At 65.9% G+C, this 16404-nt stretch carries 19 protein-coding genes and 1 pseudogene; 13 read left to right on the top strand and 7 right to left on the bottom strand.

Features of this window, described 5'->3' with window-relative positions; genetic code table 11:
- Positions 1 to 32: 32 nt before the first annotated feature.
- Positions 33 to 1163 carry a type VI secretion system protein TssA gene (gene tssA / locus A9973_RS15180; RefSeq protein WP_183014572.1) on the bottom strand — a complete coding sequence of 377 codons (1131 nt, stop codon included), beginning with the start codon at positions 1161 to 1163 and terminating at the stop codon, positions 33 to 35.
- A gap of 175 nt (positions 1164 to 1338) precedes the next feature.
- Between tssA and A9973_RS15175 the strand changes: the two genes are divergently transcribed.
- From A9973_RS15175 to A9973_RS15165, 3 genes are all read left to right on the top strand, one after another.
- Positions 1339 to 1590, top strand: a complete 252-nt coding sequence (locus A9973_RS15175) for a hypothetical protein (protein WP_183014571.1) — start codon at positions 1339 to 1341, stop codon at positions 1588 to 1590.
- 36 nt (positions 1591 to 1626) lie between these two features.
- Positions 1627 to 1899, top strand: coding sequence for a PAAR domain-containing protein (locus A9973_RS15170; protein WP_183014570.1), 273 nt, complete (start codon positions 1627 to 1629; stop codon positions 1897 to 1899).
- A gap of 142 nt (positions 1900 to 2041) precedes the next feature.
- Positions 2042 to 3433: a hypothetical protein gene (locus tag A9973_RS15165; RefSeq protein ID WP_183014569.1), complete on the top strand. Its 1392-nt coding sequence runs from the start codon at positions 2042 to 2044 to the stop codon at positions 3431 to 3433.
- Positions 3434 to 3465: 32 nt separating this feature from the next.
- On the opposite strand, the gene A9973_RS15160 is transcribed toward A9973_RS15165, so the two are convergent.
- Positions 3466 to 4368 (bottom strand): LysR family transcriptional regulator, encoded by a 903-nt coding sequence (locus tag A9973_RS15160; RefSeq protein WP_370539492.1) that lies wholly within the window; start codon positions 4366 to 4368, stop codon positions 3466 to 3468.
- Here A9973_RS15160 and A9973_RS31370 point away from each other — a divergent pair.
- From A9973_RS31370 to A9973_RS15140, 5 genes and pseudogenes are all read left to right on the top strand, one after another.
- A pseudogene (locus A9973_RS31370) lies at positions 4342 to 4410 on the top strand (hypothetical protein); the annotation flags it as partial. The gene A9973_RS15160 and the pseudogene A9973_RS31370 overlap by 27 nt on opposite strands.
- 85 nt (positions 4411 to 4495) lie before the next feature.
- The gene (locus A9973_RS15155; protein ID WP_370539489.1) at positions 4496 to 5653 is read left to right on the top strand and encodes an ABC transporter substrate-binding protein; all 1158 of its coding nucleotides are present in this window, start codon (positions 4496 to 4498) and stop codon (positions 5651 to 5653) included.
- A gap of 9 nt (positions 5654 to 5662) precedes the next feature.
- On the top strand, positions 5663 to 6730 hold the full coding sequence (locus A9973_RS15150; RefSeq protein WP_183014566.1) for an aromatic ring-hydroxylating dioxygenase subunit alpha: 1068 nt from the start codon (positions 5663 to 5665) through the stop codon (positions 6728 to 6730).
- A 1-nt stretch (position 6731) separates the two neighbouring features.
- Positions 6732 to 7694, top strand: a complete 963-nt coding sequence (locus A9973_RS15145) for a PDR/VanB family oxidoreductase (RefSeq protein ID WP_183014565.1) — start codon at positions 6732 to 6734, stop codon at positions 7692 to 7694.
- Positions 7695 to 7765: 71 nt separating this feature from the next.
- Positions 7766 to 7930: a hypothetical protein gene (locus tag A9973_RS15140; protein ID WP_183014564.1), complete on the top strand. Its 165-nt coding sequence runs from the start codon at positions 7766 to 7768 to the stop codon at positions 7928 to 7930.
- Between the two features lie 9 nt (positions 7931 to 7939).
- Here the strand turns inward: A9973_RS15140 and A9973_RS15135 are convergent, their stop codons facing one another.
- Positions 7940 to 9130: a serine hydrolase gene (locus tag A9973_RS15135; protein WP_183014563.1), complete on the bottom strand. Its 1191-nt coding sequence runs from the start codon at positions 9128 to 9130 to the stop codon at positions 7940 to 7942.
- Positions 9131 to 9197: 67 nt separating this feature from the next.
- Positions 9198 to 10244 carry a tripartite tricarboxylate transporter substrate binding protein gene (locus A9973_RS15130; protein WP_255469167.1) on the bottom strand — a complete coding sequence of 349 codons (1047 nt, stop codon included), beginning with the start codon at positions 10242 to 10244 and terminating at the stop codon, positions 9198 to 9200.
- Between the two features lie 129 nt (positions 10245 to 10373).
- Between A9973_RS15130 and A9973_RS15125 the strand changes: the two genes are divergently transcribed.
- A complete protein-coding gene (locus A9973_RS15125; RefSeq protein WP_183014562.1) occupies positions 10374 to 11276 on the top strand; it encodes a LysR family transcriptional regulator in 903 nt (300 codons plus the stop codon).
- Between the two features lie 17 nt (positions 11277 to 11293).
- On the opposite strand, the gene A9973_RS15120 is transcribed toward A9973_RS15125, so the two are convergent.
- The gene (locus A9973_RS15120) at positions 11294 to 11830 is read right to left on the bottom strand and encodes a thioredoxin family protein (RefSeq protein WP_183014561.1); all 537 of its coding nucleotides are present in this window, start codon (positions 11828 to 11830) and stop codon (positions 11294 to 11296) included.
- 30 nt (positions 11831 to 11860) lie between these two features.
- Positions 11861 to 12550 (bottom strand): cytochrome c biogenesis CcdA family protein, encoded by a 690-nt coding sequence (locus tag A9973_RS15115; RefSeq protein WP_183014560.1) that lies wholly within the window; start codon positions 12548 to 12550, stop codon positions 11861 to 11863.
- Positions 12551 to 12723: 173 nt separating this feature from the next.
- Here A9973_RS15115 and A9973_RS31155 point away from each other — a divergent pair, with 173 nt between their 5' ends.
- The 3 genes from A9973_RS31155 to A9973_RS15105 are packed head-to-tail and all read left to right on the top strand — an operon-like array spanning position 12724 to position 14942.
- Positions 12724 to 12852, top strand: coding sequence for a hypothetical protein (locus A9973_RS31155; protein ID WP_255469166.1), 129 nt, complete (start codon positions 12724 to 12726; stop codon positions 12850 to 12852).
- Positions 12853 to 12888: 36 nt separating this feature from the next.
- Positions 12889 to 13629 carry a response regulator gene (locus tag A9973_RS15110; RefSeq protein WP_183014559.1) on the top strand — a complete coding sequence of 247 codons (741 nt, stop codon included), beginning with the start codon at positions 12889 to 12891 and terminating at the stop codon, positions 13627 to 13629.
- On the top strand, positions 13626 to 14942 hold the full coding sequence (locus A9973_RS15105; protein WP_183014558.1) for an ATP-binding protein: 1317 nt from the start codon (positions 13626 to 13628) through the stop codon (positions 14940 to 14942). Before A9973_RS15110 ends, A9973_RS15105 begins: the two co-directional genes overlap by 4 nt.
- A 22-nt stretch (positions 14943 to 14964) precedes the next feature.
- Here the strand turns inward: A9973_RS15105 and A9973_RS15100 are convergent, their stop codons facing one another.
- Positions 14965 to 15726 carry a 5'-methylthioadenosine/adenosylhomocysteine nucleosidase gene (locus A9973_RS15100; protein ID WP_183014557.1) on the bottom strand — a complete coding sequence of 254 codons (762 nt, stop codon included), beginning with the start codon at positions 15724 to 15726 and terminating at the stop codon, positions 14965 to 14967.
- Positions 15727 to 15970: 244 nt separating this feature from the next.
- Here A9973_RS15100 and A9973_RS15095 point away from each other — a divergent pair, with 244 nt between their 5' ends.
- Positions 15971 to 16396: an organic hydroperoxide resistance protein gene (locus A9973_RS15095; protein ID WP_183014556.1), complete on the top strand. Its 426-nt coding sequence runs from the start codon at positions 15971 to 15973 to the stop codon at positions 16394 to 16396.
- Positions 16397 to 16404 lie beyond the last annotated feature (8 nt).

Below are 16404 nucleotides of genomic sequence, written 5' to 3'. Positions count from 1 at the left end.
CCCCGCCCGCCTGGGCGGGGCCGCGGCCGCCCTTAGCCGTTGTGGTCGGGCGGCTTCGGCACGCCCAGAAGCTCTTCCAGCCCCGACAGCGCCTCGCCGTTCTTGACGACGGTGCGCAGCCACAGGTGCAGTGACATCTCGCCCCAGCTGGCGGCCTTGTCGGCCAGATAGGCCACCGGGCTGTGGGGCTCGGTACGGCGGAAGAACTCGGCCACTTCACGCAACTGCGCCAGCGCCTGGTCGCGCGTTTGCAGCGGACCGCGGGCGGTTGCGACGGAAGCGATGGAGGCAGCGGAGGTGATCGGCGTTTCGGCGGCGGACAAGGAAGGCTCCAGTCGAGTGGCGGCGGGCGGCCCCCCAGGCGCAGGCGCAGCGGGCGCGGACGGCGCCAGGTCGGCACGCACCAGCAACCCGGCTTCGCGGGCAAAGCGGTGCACCAGCGCGGTCACGTCCTTCAACGCATCGCGCACCGGCGAAAACGCCGGCCCCTCGTCGCCCAGATGTTCGGCCAGCGTCCGTTCCAGCACGTCGACCGCGGCAAAGCAGCTTTGCAGATTGGCTTCCAGTTCGGAGTAGAAGGCCGGCGGCGTATCGCGGCGCGCGGCGTCGAACTGGTCCATCGTGACCTTGCCGCGCGTCAGGTCCGCCGCATGCTGCGGCGTGCGCTTGACCGCGTTGGCCAATTGCGCCGCGCTTTCCCATATCGCCGCGCCAAACCGGCCGCCTTCCGATTGCGTCAGCGGCAATTCGCGGATCAGTTGCTGCGAGCGCGACAGCAGCCAGGCCAGATTGCCCACGCGTTGCTGCACGTCGCCGTCTTCCGGCACGGGATGCAGACCGTCCCAATAGCGGCGGCACAGGCCGTCCAGCAGCAGGTAGCCGTCACGCAAGCCCGCAAAGCCGCGCGTCTTGGCCCAGGCCTCGGCCAGCCAGGCCGCCACGCGCACATCCTTGCTGCGGTCGCGCAGCACCTCGGTGCAAACGCGGATCACCTGCGGCCAGTCGGCCTCTTTGATGTCGATGATCCAATCGCCTTGATCCAGATGCGGATCGTCCTGGCGACGGGCTTCGCGGATGACGTCGAATTCGGCCGAGAACACCATGTCGGCGCCACAAGGCGCATCGCCCGGGATGGGCTCCAGCAATGTGTCGATATCGCTCATATTGGTCTTGTTGAATGGCAGGATCGCGGCCGCCCGGCTTGCGGGTGAGACCGCCCGAAAGAGGCCCGATCATCCCATATCTGTAACCCGCTTACGTTCGAAGATGACACGTCCTATTACAAAGCGCATCACGGACCGTGGATATCATTCGTGTTCCCGCAAGCAAGGAACCGCGATGAAAAAATCCTTCCACCAGATGCCTGACGGTCGCTTCATCAACGGCACGCCGCGCCGCTGCCCCGACGGCACCTATGTCGGCGACGGCGGCCCTATCACGCGCGCCCCCGACGGCACCTATGTGGCCGGCAAACCGCAGCGCGCGCCCAACGGCCGTTACCTGGGCGGCGACGGTCCCGTCCGCATGGCGCCCGACGGCACCTTCGTGATCGGCACCCCCAGGATGGCGCCGGACGGCACGTACCTGTAAGCACTCTTTACCAACACTCCGGAGCCCCACACAGCCATGGCAGAGCGATCCGTGATACGCAAGGGCGACCGCACCTCGCATGGCGGGGTGGTCGTCACCGGCGACGACAATGTGATGATCTTCGGCCAGGCCATGGCGCGGCTGGGCGACCGCGTCACCTGCCCGAAATGCGGCGGCCAGCACGTCATCGTGGAAGGCACGCCAGGCGTCAGTTCCGACCGGCGCACCGCCCTGGAGGGCATGAAGACGTCTTGCGGCGCCACGCTGATCGCCAGCCAGCAGTTCTACCGGCTGGAACACGGCGGCTAGGCGCCCGCGCGCCTGCCCTGACCCGATCTGACACGATTGCCCCGGGGGGCCACCCGCCCTGCCGCGCGCCCGGATTCGCCGTGGCCTGCGTTGTCGTGCACAATCCGGCCACGCCAACCCTGCGGCATCCCATGCAGTCCCTATGACGTCCTTGCAGCACACCCCGATCACCGCGCTAGTACTCGCCGCCGCGCTATGGCTGATGCCGCCCGCCGCGCTAGCCGCCGACACGCCCGCCCCCGTCAAATCCTCTGCCCGCACGGCGTCGCCCCCGGCCGGCATGCCCGAATACGGCGAAGGCAGCCACGGCCGCAGCCTGACGTTCGGCGTGTACGACGGCGACACGTTCAAGCCCGCCGCCAACACCCCGTACCGCCTGTTCCTGACCGCCAAGGGCGAAAAGATCCACGGCACGCCCAGCGGCGACGGCATCTTGCACGGCGTCACCGACGCGCAGGGCCGCACTGCCTGGATCTGGACCGCGCAACCGCACGCCGCCAGCGATTTCACGCTGATCCGCCGCATCGGCGACGGCCCGTGGGGCCATTTCTTCCAGCTGAGCGCAAGCGGCGACAATGAACCGTTGCCCGCGTGGCCATACATCCTGACGATGCGCCAACGCTGGGGCGAGCAATGGGTCGACCTGGGCTACACGACCCGCCAGGGCGGCACGGCCTACTTCAGCCACGACATGCCGGCCGCCGCGATTTCCCTGTCCATCGAATCGCGGACCACCGATAACCGCATCTGCTTCGGCGAGCTGGATGCCGTCAACCGCAAGTTCGCCCAGGACGACGAAGCGGGCGCGGAACAATTGATCGCCGCCATGCGCTGCGCCGATACGCCGCGGCAACAGCTGGACCTGGCCCACCTGCTGCTGATGGCCGGCCACGAAGAGCAAGCCCGCCACTGGGTGCAGCGCGCACGCCAGTGGCGCTTTCCGGAATCGCTCAAGCGTCCAGACAAGGCCCTGCTGGAAGACCGCCTGAACCTGGAACGCCTGCTGGCCATGCCCGACCTTGCCCTGGCTGATGCCCTGGCGCTGCAATACCGCCAGGTCAAACGCGGACGGGCACCGCGGGCAGACGACCCTGACCTTGCCAACGAAATCGCCTACTACCTGGCGGACTTCCAAGACTATCTGCCACAGGCCGAAGCGCAAGTGCGCGAGTCCATCCGCCGCGCCGGCCCCAATCCGTACAACCAGGGCACGCTGGGCTGGATCCTGGCGCTGCGGGGCGACACCGATGAAGGCCTGCGCCTGATGCGCGAGTCGTACCGCGGCATTCCGCGGAACGAAGAGATCGTGGCCGATTACGGGCTGACGCTATGGCGGCACGGCCAGCCGGAACATGCCGGGCGGCTATGGGACGAAGCCCGGGCGCAGTGCGTCTGGGGCCGGCGCCTGCACGACGCGATGCGCGAAGCGCAGTACCCGCACCCGTATTTCCAGGCGGCGGATTCCCCGGCGGTGCAGAAGTACCGGCAGCGCTGCGATCAGCCTCGGACCAAGCGGAAAACGGTGGCCAGCTGACCGCCGGGAAGCGGGGTCATGGTCAAAACCGGCTAGTCCGGTATCAACGGATACGCGTCGAAGGTCTCTTTCACGAGCTCCCGCAGCCAGACGATGGCGGGGTCTTGATGAAAGCGCGGATGCCAGTGCTGGCGCAATGCGAATGACGGCAAGGGCATGGGCGGTTCAAGCACCCGGACGGACCCGTAGCCGGCGAACACATTACCCAATTCCTGGGGCACGGTCGCAATCAGGTCCGGGTGCTGGTCGATCAGCAGCGGCACGACCAGGAAATGCGGCGTCGACAGGAAGATGTTGCGTGTGATCCCCTGCTCTTCGATCGCGCTGTCATAAGCCTCGGACGACCGCCCCGCCAACGTCACCACGATCTGCGGCATGCGTTGGAACTGCTCGAGCGTCATCGTGTCGCCCACCTCCGCGTTCTTCACGCTGACCAGCGTGACGAACTTATGCATGAAAAGCTGCTGCTGGAACAAGCCGGACGGCGCGGCCCGCAGCGAGCCCAGCACAAGGTCCACTTCGCCTGACGCCAGCAAGGGTTCGACCTGCGGAACCGGCACTTGCCGCGACCGCAACGTGCAGTGTGGCGCCAGCTTGCGCAATCGCTTGATCAGCGGCGGCAAGAACACGAGTTCGCCCATGTCAGTCATGCACAGCGTGAACGCGCGCCTGGCCACGGCAGGATCGAACTGGGCCTGGGACAGCACCTGCGCGCGTATCGTCGCCATCAGGTCCAGCACCGTTGGCGCCAGGCTTTCCGATTTTGGCGTGGGCTGCATGCCCTGCCCCGTCTTCACGAACAAGGGGTCATCGAAAAACGACCGCAGCCGGTTAACCGCATGGCTCATCGCGCTTTGCGACAAACCCAGCTGTTCACCCGCGCGTGTCACGCTACGTTCACGCAGCAGGCTGTCGAAAACGGCAAGCAGGTTCAGGTCGAACTTCTCGTTATGCATAACGTGCATTTCCAGTATTAGACCCATGACATTGACGCATATTCCGCGTCTGCCTATCTTGCTGTCAAGCGCCGCGCAGATCGGCGTTCCGACTAGGAGACAAATCTTGAAACCCCGTATCCGCCTCACTTCAGGGGCCCTGTTTTCCTGCGCCCTGCTTTCCTGTAGCCCCGCCATTGCCGACATCAACGTGGGCGTCGTGCTGTCGCTGACCGGGCCCGCCGCGTCGCTGGGCGTACCGGCGAAAAACGCCATCGACCTGCTGCCGCGCGAACTGGGCGGCGAGGCGATCCACTACACCGTCCTGGACGACGCATCCGACACGACCCAGGCTTCCCGCGCCTTCCGCAGACTGGTCGACGAACACAAGGTAGACGTGATCCTCGGCACATCGGTGACACCCGCCACCTTGGCGCTGGTGCCCATCGCACATGAAAAGCAGGTGCCGCTATTAAGCCTGGCTGCCAGCGCCAAGATCGTGGAACCGATGGATCCGCAACGGCGTTGGGTGTTCAAAGTCATCCAGAATGAGAACCTGATGGTGGCCGCCACGGTTGCCCATATGAAGGCCCAAGGCATCAAGACGCTGGGCTACATCGGCTTTGCGGACGCCTACGGCGACAGCTGGCTGGCCGAAACCCGCAGGCAGGCCGAACTGGCCGGCATCAAGCTGGTGGCGGCCGAGCGCTATGTGAAGACCGACACCAGCGTCACCGCCCAAACGCTGAAGCTCCTTGGCGCGCGCCCCGACGCCATCCTGGTGGCGGCATCGGGCACACCGGGCGCGTTGCCCCAGAAGTCGCTGCGCGAACGGGGCTACCCGGGCGGCATCTATCAGACCTACGGCATCGCCAACCGCGAGTTCCTGCGCATCGCCGGCAAAGATGCCGAAGGGGCCGTGTTCGCCGTCGGCCCCGTGGTGGTCGCAAGCCAGCTGGACGCCGCCAACCCGATCCGCGCGATCGCCACCGACCTGACGCAACGCTACGAAGCCGCCTACGGCAAGGATTCCATGTCGGTGTTCGCCGCCAATGCATGGGACGCCAGCATCGTGCTTCAACAGGCATTGAAGGCTGCGCGGGACTCGGCGAAGCCCGGCACCCCCGAATTCCGGTCTGCCTTGCGCGACGCGCTGGAAGCCACCCGGGACGTTGTGACGTCGCAAGGCATATCCACCATATCGGCCAGCGACCACGTCGGCTATGACGCACGCGCCGCCGTCATGGTCCAGATCAAGAACGGCGCATGGCGCTACGTGCAATAGGAATCGATCATGTTCGTCAAAAACACCTGGTATGTGGCTGCCTGGGACAAGGAAGTCGGCACGGAAGGTCTCTTCTCGCGCACGATCATCGGCGTTCCCGTGCTGATGTACCGCGACAGCGCCGGCCGGCTGGTGGCGCTGGAAGACCGTTGCTGCCACCGTGGCGCGCCGCTGTCCGTGGGCAGGCGCGAGGGCGACTGCGTGCGCTGCCTGTATCACGGCCTGAAATTCGATGCGACGGGCGCCTGCGTGGAGGCACCCGCTCAGCCCCGCATTCCGCCGCAGGCCCGCGTACGTACATTCCCCATTGAAGAACGGCACCGCTGGATCTGGATCTGGATGGGGGACCCGGCACGCGCCGACACGGCCCTGATCCCCGACACGCAATGGCTGGACCATCCCGACTGGCGCAGCCAGGACGGCTACATCCACTACGACGTCAACTATCTGCTGATCGCCGACAACCTTCTGGATTTCTCGCATCTGCCGTTCGTGCACCCCACGACGCTGGGCGGCAGCGAAGACTACGCCGCGGTGTCGCCCAAAGTCGAAAAGTTGGCTGACGGCGTGCGCATCACGCGCTGGACCATCGACACGGAAGCCCCCGCCTTCGCCACCAAGGTCAAGCAATGGCCGGGCCGAGTCGACCGCTGGAACATCTACAACTTCACCCTCCCCGGCATCCTGCTGATGGATTCCGGCATGGCCCCCACCGGCACCGGCGCGCAGGAAGGCCAGCGCGTTGATGCCGCCGAATTCCGGGGCTGTCAGGCCTTGACGCCGGAAACGGAGAACTCGACCCACTACTTCTTCGCGCATCCGCACAATTTCGCGATCGACCGGCCTGAAGTCACCGCATCCATCCACCAAAGCGTGGTTGACGCCTTCGACGAAGACCGCGACATCATCACGGCGCAGCAACGCTCCTTGTCGCTGGCGCCGGACTTCAAGATGGTGCCCCTGTCCATCGACGCCGCGCTTTCGCAATTCCGCTGGGTCGTCTCCCGGCGGCTTGAAGAAGAGCGGCAACAGGCAGCCAGCATCATCCCGATTGCCGCCAGCCGGGAAGTCGCCTGACATGCGGCCGCTGATCATCAGCCGGATCACGCGCGAGGCGGAGGGTGTGCTGGGGCTGCTGTTGCGCAGCCCCGACGGCGCCGATTTACCTGCCTATGCGGCGGGCGCCCATGTCGACGTGAAATTGGGCAACGGGCTGGTCCGCCAGTATTCGTTGTGCGGTGACCCTGCCGACCGTGGCGTGTACCGCTTGGGCGTGGGGCTGGCCGCCGATTCGCGCGGAGGGTCGCGCCATATCCACGACACGTTGCGCGAAGGCGATCTGCTGGCTGTTGGCGAGCCTCGCCCGCTTTTCGGTCTGCACCCCCAGGCCCGCGCCCATCACTTCATCGCGGGCGGCATCGGCATCACCCCCATCTTGAGCATGATCTTCGCGTGCGAAAAACGCGGGGAATCGTGGACGCTGCTGTACTGCGCGCGCAGCCGCAAGCACGCCGCGTTCTTGAATGAGCTGTCGGCCCATGCCGACCGCCTCCGTCTGCCTTTCGACGATGAACAAGGCGGCGCGCGCTGCGATCTGGATCCGCATCTGACCGGTGTCCTGCAACCGGGCTCCCATGTCTATTGCTGTGGCCCCGGGCCGTTGATGGACGCGGTAGCGCGGGCCTGTGAACGCCAACGCCTGCCTGCCGCGCAGCTGCATGTTGAACGCTTCTCCACAACCGGGACCGCAACGGAACCTAGCGCCGCCGATCCCAATTCCGGCTTCACCCTTGTCCTGGCCCGTAGCGGCGGACGCTACGACGTTCCTGCCGGGACGTCCGTTCTGGAGGTACTGGAAGCCGCCGGCATCGCCTGGCCGCATGCCTGCCGCGAGGGGCTATGCCGAAGCTGCGAGGCGGGCGTCCTGTCCGGCCAGGTGGACCATCGCGACTACGTGCTGAGCGACGAAGAACGCGCAGCGAACCGCAGCATGATGGTTTGCGTCTCCCGCGGTTGCGGCACGCTGGAGCTGGATGTGTAGCGCGCCGCCCTATAATCGTCACCGTGCGCTGCACGTGACGCGGCTGCCTTGGGCAGCCGCAGGAGACCGCCATGAAATCCCCGTTGATGTCTTTGCTCGCCCTGCTGGCCACCGCCCTGCTGCTTGCGGGCTGCGCCCCCGGCAATGGCGGCCCGCCCCATCCGGGCGCCGTCAATCCCTACAGCAGCGGCGGCTTCCATGACGCCGGCCCCAATTACCCTGATACGGGCCGCTAGACCTCCCGCTTAGACGCCGTCCCGGATCGCCGCGATCACGCGGCTCAGTTCCGCGTCACGGTCCGGCTCGTTCGCGCTGGCGTAGCGCGGTTCCGGATAGGCGGCCAACTGCACCACCACCAGCGCATGGCGGCGGTCGATGTAGATGCGCTGGCCCGAATGGCCCATGGCCATCATCGCGCCGTCTTCGCGCAGCCACCAGCTGTAGCCATACCCCGTCAGCCCCAGCGCCTGGCGGCTGGCGGAATGGAAGGCCTCGGGCACTGTGTGCGCCACGGCCCCAGCCTCTTCGATCCAGCCCTTGGGCAATACCCGCTTGCCGCCGATCACGCCGTCGTCCAGCACGAACTGGCCCACGCGGCCCAGGTCCCGCAGCGTCATGCCGGCGCGGCTGCCGCCGATCTCCTGCCCGCCCTCGGATTCCAGTGTGTAGAAGGCGTCGAACTCCATCCCATAGGGCTGCCACATTTTCCGCGACAGGTAGTCCGCCAGCGTCATGCCGGTAGCGGCCGAAATCAGCGCTCCCAGCAGATAGGTGTCGCCGGTGTTGTAGTGCCACACCGCGCCCGGCGCATGCTGCTGCCGGCACGCACGCAGCAACGCCAGCACGCCGCCGGGCGCCTTGTCGGCCAGCGACTTGCTGTAGCGGTTCACGTCCGACTGCTTATCCGTGTAGTCTTCGGTCCATTCCATGCCTGAGCACATCGTCATCAGGTGGCGCACCGTCACGTTTTCATATGCGCATCCCCGCATCACGGGCAGATAGCGCGTGACGGGGTCGTCGATGCTGCGGATGGCGCCGTCTTGCACGGCTGCGCCCACCAGCAACGACGTCACCGACTTGATGGTGGACATCGTGGACCAACGGTCATGCGGCTGAAGCCCCAGGCCATAGCGTTCCAGCACCACCCGCCCGTCGCGCATCGCCAGCAGCCCGGCCACGTTGTTGCGGTCCATGAATTCGGGCAGCCCGCGTTCCACGCCCTCAGTCACATACTGCACGCGTGCTTCTGGTCCACGTGCCAGTTCTCGCACCGCGGCGCCGCGTGCCACGGTACGGGTCGCGAACAACTGATCCACGATGCGGTAGCCATAGGATTGCAGGCACGGCGGCCACAGCAGGAAATCTTCGCTGCGCGGCAGATGGACGACGGAGCGGGAAACGGCCGCGGCATCGGAAGGAAAAGACAGATCGGTCATGGGCAAGGCTCGATGCATGGCGCCGCTGCCGGCATGGCGGCAGCGCGGTCAGGAAGAAGGAATGAGGTCAGTCGTTCTGGATGCCCAGCCGTTTGATGATCGGCCCCCAGGTCGCGGCTTCGCGCTGCATGGCTTGTGCCACCGCCTGGCCGCCGAATTCCGCCGGCGGCAGCATGTAGATCTGCGCCATCTGCGCGCGCGCTTCGGCGTCTGCCCAGAATTTACGCGTGGCGTCGGTCAGCTTGGCCAGCACATCAGGCGGCGTGCCCTTGGGCGCCATCAGGCCGTACCAGCCGTCGCTGGGAAAATCCTTGGCGCCCACTTCGTAGATCGTCGGCACATCGGGAAGCTCGGCCACCCGCTGGCTGCCGAAAACGACCAGCGGCACCGCCTTGCCGGTCTTGATCTGCGGAATCGCCCCGGACAGCGCATCCGCCGTCAGGTCAATCTGCCCGCCCACCAGATCCATCATGGCGGGCGCCGCCCCCTTGTATGGGACGTGCGACATCTCCAACCCGAAATGCTGCGCCAGGAAGGCGACGTTCAGATGCGTCGAATTGCCCATCCCCGCCGAACCGTAGTTCAAGGCGCCCGGACGGCCCTTGGCCACCTTGACCAGGTCCTGCACGCTCTTGATGCCGCTGGCCGGGTTCGTCACCAGCACCTGCGACGTGCCGGCGATCATCGTGACCGGATCAAAATCGCGTACGGGGTTGTAGGCCAGGGTCTTGTACGAGAAGGGATTCAAGGACATGTTCGACGTGCTGCCGAACAACAGCGAATAGCCGTCCGCCGGCTGTTTGGCAACGTAAGCGGCGGCAATGCTGCCGTTGGCCCCGGGCTTGTTCTCAACAATCACCGTGCCGCCGATCGCCTTGGAGACGTAGCTGGCCCAGGCCCGCGCCAACGCATCCGCCGCACCACCAGCCGACACCGGCACCACCACTGAGACCGGCTTGGCCGGAAAGACCGCCTGCGCCGATGCCGGCACGGAAACGACGGAGGATAGCGCAACGGCCGTGCCGACAGCCGCCATCACGTTGCGCAGCAACGTCCGCAAGGGGCCGGTCGAATCGGCCGGGACGACAAAACGGGGGGACAGCGTCGGGACCATGGCGGCTCACTGAATGGCGGATGTCGGAATACGCGGGATGAGCAGCGATCTTAGGAGCGTCACTAATTGCCGTCCAATGCATAATCAGCTTATCTTCCATAATTAAAATGAATAATTCTGGCCGACCCCATGAATCTTCAACAGCTGGATCACTTCCTGGCCGTGGTGGAAACCCAGTCCTTCAGCCGCGCCGCCGATAAGCTGCACCTGACCCAGCCCGCGCTCAGCCGCAGCATCCAGGCGCTGGAAGAGGAACTGGGCGGGCCGCTGCTGGAACGCGGCAAGAACAAGACGCTGACCGCCCTGGGCGAATTGGCATTGGCCCGCGCACGCCGGGTCCGCGTCGAACTGGCCGAACTGCGACGCAGCGCCAACATCCTGGCGAACGTCGAGGCCGGCACGCTGCGTCTGGGCCTGGGGCCCGCCCCGACCGCCATGCTGTCCGTGCACTTGCTGCAGCACATGATGCAGCGCTATCCCGCCATCAAGGTGCAGCTAAGTGGAGGCACCGCCGACATGCAGTTGCAGGAATTGCGCGAAGGCGCGGTCGACGCGCTGATCCTGCACCGCACCCAGGTCCCGCCGGACGACGACCTGACGCTCGACCTGTTTCCGCGCACGCCGCTGGGCTTCGTCTGCCGCGCCGGGCATCCGCTGGAGCACCGCCATGCGCTGTCTTTCGCCGAACTGCGCCAGTATCCGTTGGCCGCCAGCGGCCGCGCGATGAGCCACGACATTACGCACCGCTTGAACGAATACTTCGGCAACCGCACGCACTTCCACGACGCAATCCAGTACCAGTCGAACGACGTGAACGCCCTGGTGGAAGTGGTTCGCCGCACGGATGCCGTGTTCTTCGGCGTGCTGCAGGTCGCGCGCACCCTGCTGGACCGGGGCGAGCTGGTGCAATTGCATCTGTCGCCGGCGCTTTCGCTAAGTTCGGAATTCATGTTCATAACGCTGGACGGCAAGACGCCGCCGCCCGCCCTGGAAAAAATCCGCGACTGGTGCGCGGAACAGATGGGGGGCTAGCCCCTGCTGGCACCGGCCTAGCCTGGTTGCGCCAGCAAGCGCTGGATCTCGGCCTCGGTCTCGGCGTAGTTGCCTTCGCCGAAATGGCGGTAGACGATCTGGCCTTGCTTATCGATCAGGTAGACGGCCGGCCAGTACTGGTTGCTATAGGCCTCCCAAGTGGCGTAGCGGTTGTCCTGCGCCACCGGATACGTGATCTTGAAGCGTTCCAGCGCCTTCTGGACATTGGCGGTCGAGCGTTCGAAGGGGAACTCCGGCGTATGGACGCCCACCACGACCAGGCCCTGGTCCTTGTACTTCTGATGCCAGTTGGTGACGTACGGCAGGGTGCGGATGCAGTTGATGCACGTGTAGGTCCAGAAATCCACCAGCACGACCTTGCCGCGCTGCGAGGCCACGGTCAGCGGCGGGCTGTTCAGCCAGTTTTCGATGCCGGTGAATTCCGGCGCGGGGACCGGCGTGGCGGCGGCCTGCGCGGTGCCGGGCAGCACGGACGCCGCCAGCGACGTGGCGATCAACGCGCCCAGCGCGATCTTCTTGATGGAAGCAAACATGGTCGGACTCCTTGGGGTGAGTGGCAAAGTTCAATTGAAAAGGTTGCTGATCCAGGCGTAGGCCAGGATGTCGTACTGGAAGTAGATGGCTGCCGCCGTCAGGATCAGCAGCACGCCGAAGCCCTGCTGCAAGCGATGCGTGTAGCGGGACAGCCCGCGCACCCGGACCGCGATGGCCTGCCCGCCGTAGGCGATCGCCAGCATCGGGATGCCGGCGCCGATGGCGAAGACCAGCAGCAGCGTGCTGGACTGCGTCAGGTCTTGGGCTTTGGCCGCCAGCACCAGGATCGACGCCAGCACGGGGCCCGCGCACGGCGTCCACACGGCGCCCAGCGACAAGCCCAGCAGGAAGCCGCCCGCGTTCCCGCTGCCGGATCCGCCGGCGCTGAACGCCAGGCGTTGCAGCGGTCCGCCAAACCGGGCGATCAGCCGGTCATAGGGCTGCGGCCAGATGCGCACCAGGCCGAACAGCGCCAGCAGCGCGATGGAGGTGGACCGCACGGCTTCATGCACCGTGGCATTCAGGTTGGAAAGCAGGCTGAGCGCGATGCCCAGCCCGGCAAACGCCAGCACGAAGCCGGACACGACGAACAAGGGGCGCATCCGGCCGGGGCGTTCAAGCGAGGTGCCAAGCAGCACCGGCAGCAAAGGCAGCACGCACGGCGACGCGATGGTCAGCATTCCGGCCAGCAGGGCGATGGGGGTGTTGATCAGGTCCATGGGGTGTCCTTTGGAAAGAGGCCCCATTGCACCCGCGGCACGTATCCGGCTTGTGCCGGTTTGGCGCGGTTTTTCCTGCTTATGTATCCGCCGCTGGCGCGTATACAGTACGACACACATCCCGGCTCGGGCGGCGCTATAAACCGTTCATCGCAGTCTGTGGAGCCCCTCCGATGAAACGCTTTCTTGCCGTCCTGTTGCTGCTTTTCGGCGGCTTTACCGTCGAAGCCGCCAAGCCATTCCAGTGCCAGTTGATCGCCAATTCCCGCCCGCGCCGGGATCCCCTGCCCCCAGTATCATGAACGCCACGTCCTCCCACCCTGAAAAGGCATCCTCCGATGGATCACGTTGATCACGTCATGATCGTCGACGACGATCGCGAAATCCGCGAACTGGCCGGCAACTTCCTGAAGAAGAACGGCTTGGCCGTCACGCTGGCAGCGGACGGCCGGCAGATGCGGTCGCTGCTGGAAAGCTTGTCCGTCGACCTGATCGTGCTGGACATCATGATGCCCGGCGACGACGGGCTGGTCCTGTGCCGCGAATTGCGCAGCGGCAAGCACCGCCGCATCCCCATCCTGCTGCTGACGGCGCGCAGCGACGACATGGACCGCGTGCTTGGCCTGGAAATGGGCGCCGACGACTATCTGGTGAAACCCTTCGTGGCGCGCGAACTGCTGGCCCGCATCAAGGCGATCCTGCGGCGCACGCGCATGCTGCCGCCCAACTTCCAGGTGACGGAGCCGGGCCGCGAGATCACGTTCGGCACCTGGCGCCTGGACACCACCGCCCGCCACCTGCTGGACGCCGACGGCACCATCGTGTCGCTCAGCGGCGCCGAGTACCGGCTGCTGCGCGTCTTCCTGGACCACCCGCAACGCGTGCTGAACCGAGATCAGCTGCTGAACCTGACGCAGGGCCGCGACGCCGACTTCTTCGGCCGGTCCATCGACCTGCTGGTCAGCCGCTTGCGCCAGCGCCTGCGCGAAGACGCCCGCGAACCCCAATACATCAAGACCGTGCGCAGCGAAGGCTATGTGTTCGCCGCCGCCGTCGACGTCTCGGAATCCGATCAGTGAATTCCGACGCCCCGCGTCGCTTCGCCTGGCCCGGCACGCTGGTCGCGCGGCTGTTCCTGATCTTCCTGGCCGGCCTGCTGCTGGCGTACGGCTTGTCGTTCGCGTCGTTGTTCTACGAACGCTACAGCGCCACTAAAAGCATGATGCTGGGCGACCTGGAACGCGACGTCGCCATCGCCATGGACATTCTTGACCGCCTGCCCGCCGCCGAGCGCCCCGCCTGGCTGCCGCGCCTGTCCAGCGGCGACCGCGAATACCTGCTGGGCAACGGCGATGCCGACCAGCCCCTGAAGCTGGAGGCCGCCCGCACGGCGGCGCTAGCCATCGAAGCCGCCCTCGGCCCCGCCCGGCCCGTCGCCATCCGTGCCATGGCCAACGATCCCCGGCACATCCAGGCGCGCGTCGTGCTGTCCGACGGCCAGCCGGTGACCCTGGACATCCACCTTGCCATGATGGGCCTGGCCCCCTGGCTGGTGATCGTGCTGGCGGTGCAACTGGTCTTGCTGATCGGCTGCGCCTGGCTGGCCGTAAGGCTGGCGGTCCGCCCATTGACGCGCCTGGCCGAGGCCGCCGAAGCGCTGGACCCCAACAGCAAGAGCCCCGCGCTGGACGAACGTGGCCCCACCGAAGTCACCCACGCCCTCGCCGCCTTCAACGCCATGCAGGAACGCATCGCCACGCACGTCGCCGAACGCATGCAGATGCTGGGCGCCATCTCGCACGACCTGCAAACCCCGATCACCCGCATGAAGCTGCGCACGGAATTCATGGAAGATTCCGTCGACCGCGACAAGCTCACGAACGACCTGAACGAAGTCGAACGGCTGGTGCGCGAAGGCATCGACTACGCCCGCAGCGCGCACGGCAAAGTCGAGCCATTGGCACGCGTGGAACTGAACGCCTTCCTGGAAAGCCTGGTGTACGACTACCAGGACACCGGCAAGCGGGTCAGTTTGTCTGGCGACCGGGCCGGCCCCTTGCTGACTCGTCCGCATGCGCTGCGCCGGATACTGGGCAACCTGATCGACAACGCGCTGAAGTTCGCGGATGCCGCCGACGTGCAGGTCTTGGCCCGCACCGATACGACGCTGTCGATCTTCGTGCTGGATCGCGGGCCGGGCATCCCTGAGCACGAACTGGCGAACGTGCTGCAACCCTTCTACCGCCTGGAAGGCTCACGCAACCGCGACACCGGCGGCACGGGGCTGGGCCTGGCCATTGCGCATCAGCTGGCCGACGTGCTGGGCGCCAAGCTGATCTTGAGCAACCGCGAAGGCGGCGGCCTGTCGGCGGAAATCCGCATGTCGCGTTAAGGCTGCCGGTACGCGGCGGATGCTAGTCTCCGGCCAAGGCACCCGACTTCAGCAACGGCTCCATAATCCCGGCGGTGTACACGCGCGCCACGTTCTGCAGGAACGCCGTGAAATCGGTCTTTGCGGCATGGTCGGCGCGATCGGAAATCACGCGCATCACGGCGAACGGAATCCCGAATTCGTAGCAGACCTGCGCCATCGCCGCACCCTCCATTTCTACGCACAACGCATCAGGCAGGCGCTTGCGAAGCGCCAGGGCCTCGTCGTTGTGGCTGACGAAGACGTCCCCCGTGGCGATAAGACCCAAATGGACATTAGGCGCGGCAAGCGTCGCCCGGCCGATGGCCGCCGACGCCCCTCTCGCCCGGATGAACTGCCCGGCGTGGTCATGCAGCAGCGCGCTCAAGCCCGCATCCGCATCGAAGCGCACACGCCCCAGCAAAGGAATCTCGTGCTGATCGAATAAGGGCCGCGCGTCCATATCGTGCTGCATCAAACTGCTGGCCACCACCACATCGCCCACGTCCACATCCGCATGCAAACCGCCCGCCAGCCCGGTGAACAACACGCGCGACACCTGAAATTCCCGGATGACAATCGACGCCGTCGCAGCCGCCGCCACCTTGCCGATGCGGCTAAGCGCAATCACGCACGGGGTGCCCCACAGCGTACCCACATGGAAATCGCGCATGGCAATGCGATGAATGGTCGTGCCCGGATCCATCGCGGCAAGCAGGTCGGCGATCTCTTCGTGCAAGGCGCCCAGAATGGCAAGACGGCCCATGATGTCCTTTTATGTGGCTGGCGACACGGCGGAATGCCGTGCAGGGCGGAACATACTTTAAATGAGGCAGGGTTTCCAATGGGCGGGGGCTTGGCGCTGAGTATCCCAGTGTATCCAGCGGCTTGGTGGATACACGGCAACACGGCCGGGGCTCGCTGGCGACATAAACCGGATACAGGCACTTGTTGCAATGCAGGCTCGATTCCCTCCCCGCGGCTCTGCCGCGCCACCACCCGGAGCCATCATGGCCAAGCAACTTGAAGAAGTCCTCTACACCGCCAACACCCACACCACCAGCGGCCGCGACGGCACGGGCCGCAGCAGCGACGGCGCGCTGGACGTGCAACTCAGCCCGCCCGGGTCCGGCAAGCCGGGCACGAATCCCGAACAACTGTTTGCGGTGGGGTATTCGGCATGCTTCATGGGTGCGATGAAACGCGCAGGCGCCGCGCATGGCATCGCCGTGCCGAACGACGTGGCGATCGACGCCAGCGTGTCGCTGGGCAAGGTCGACGGCGGGGCGAATTTTGCGTTGGGGGTCGTGCTGGCGGTGTCGCTGCCGGGACTGAGCGAGGAGGAGAAGCGGACGCTGGTGGCAGGCGCGCATCAGATGTGCCCGTATTCGCGAGCAATCAAGGACAACGTGGATGTGCGGTTTGAAATGGTTTGAGGGGTGGG

The sequence above is a fragment of the Achromobacter sp. UMC46 genome, from assembly GCF_014170335.1.
Taxonomy (GTDB): Bacteria; Pseudomonadota; Gammaproteobacteria; order Burkholderiales; family Burkholderiaceae_B; genus Achromobacter.
The sequence above is the reverse complement of the archived record's forward strand: the minus strand, read 5'-3'. Positions and strand labels throughout refer to the sequence as shown.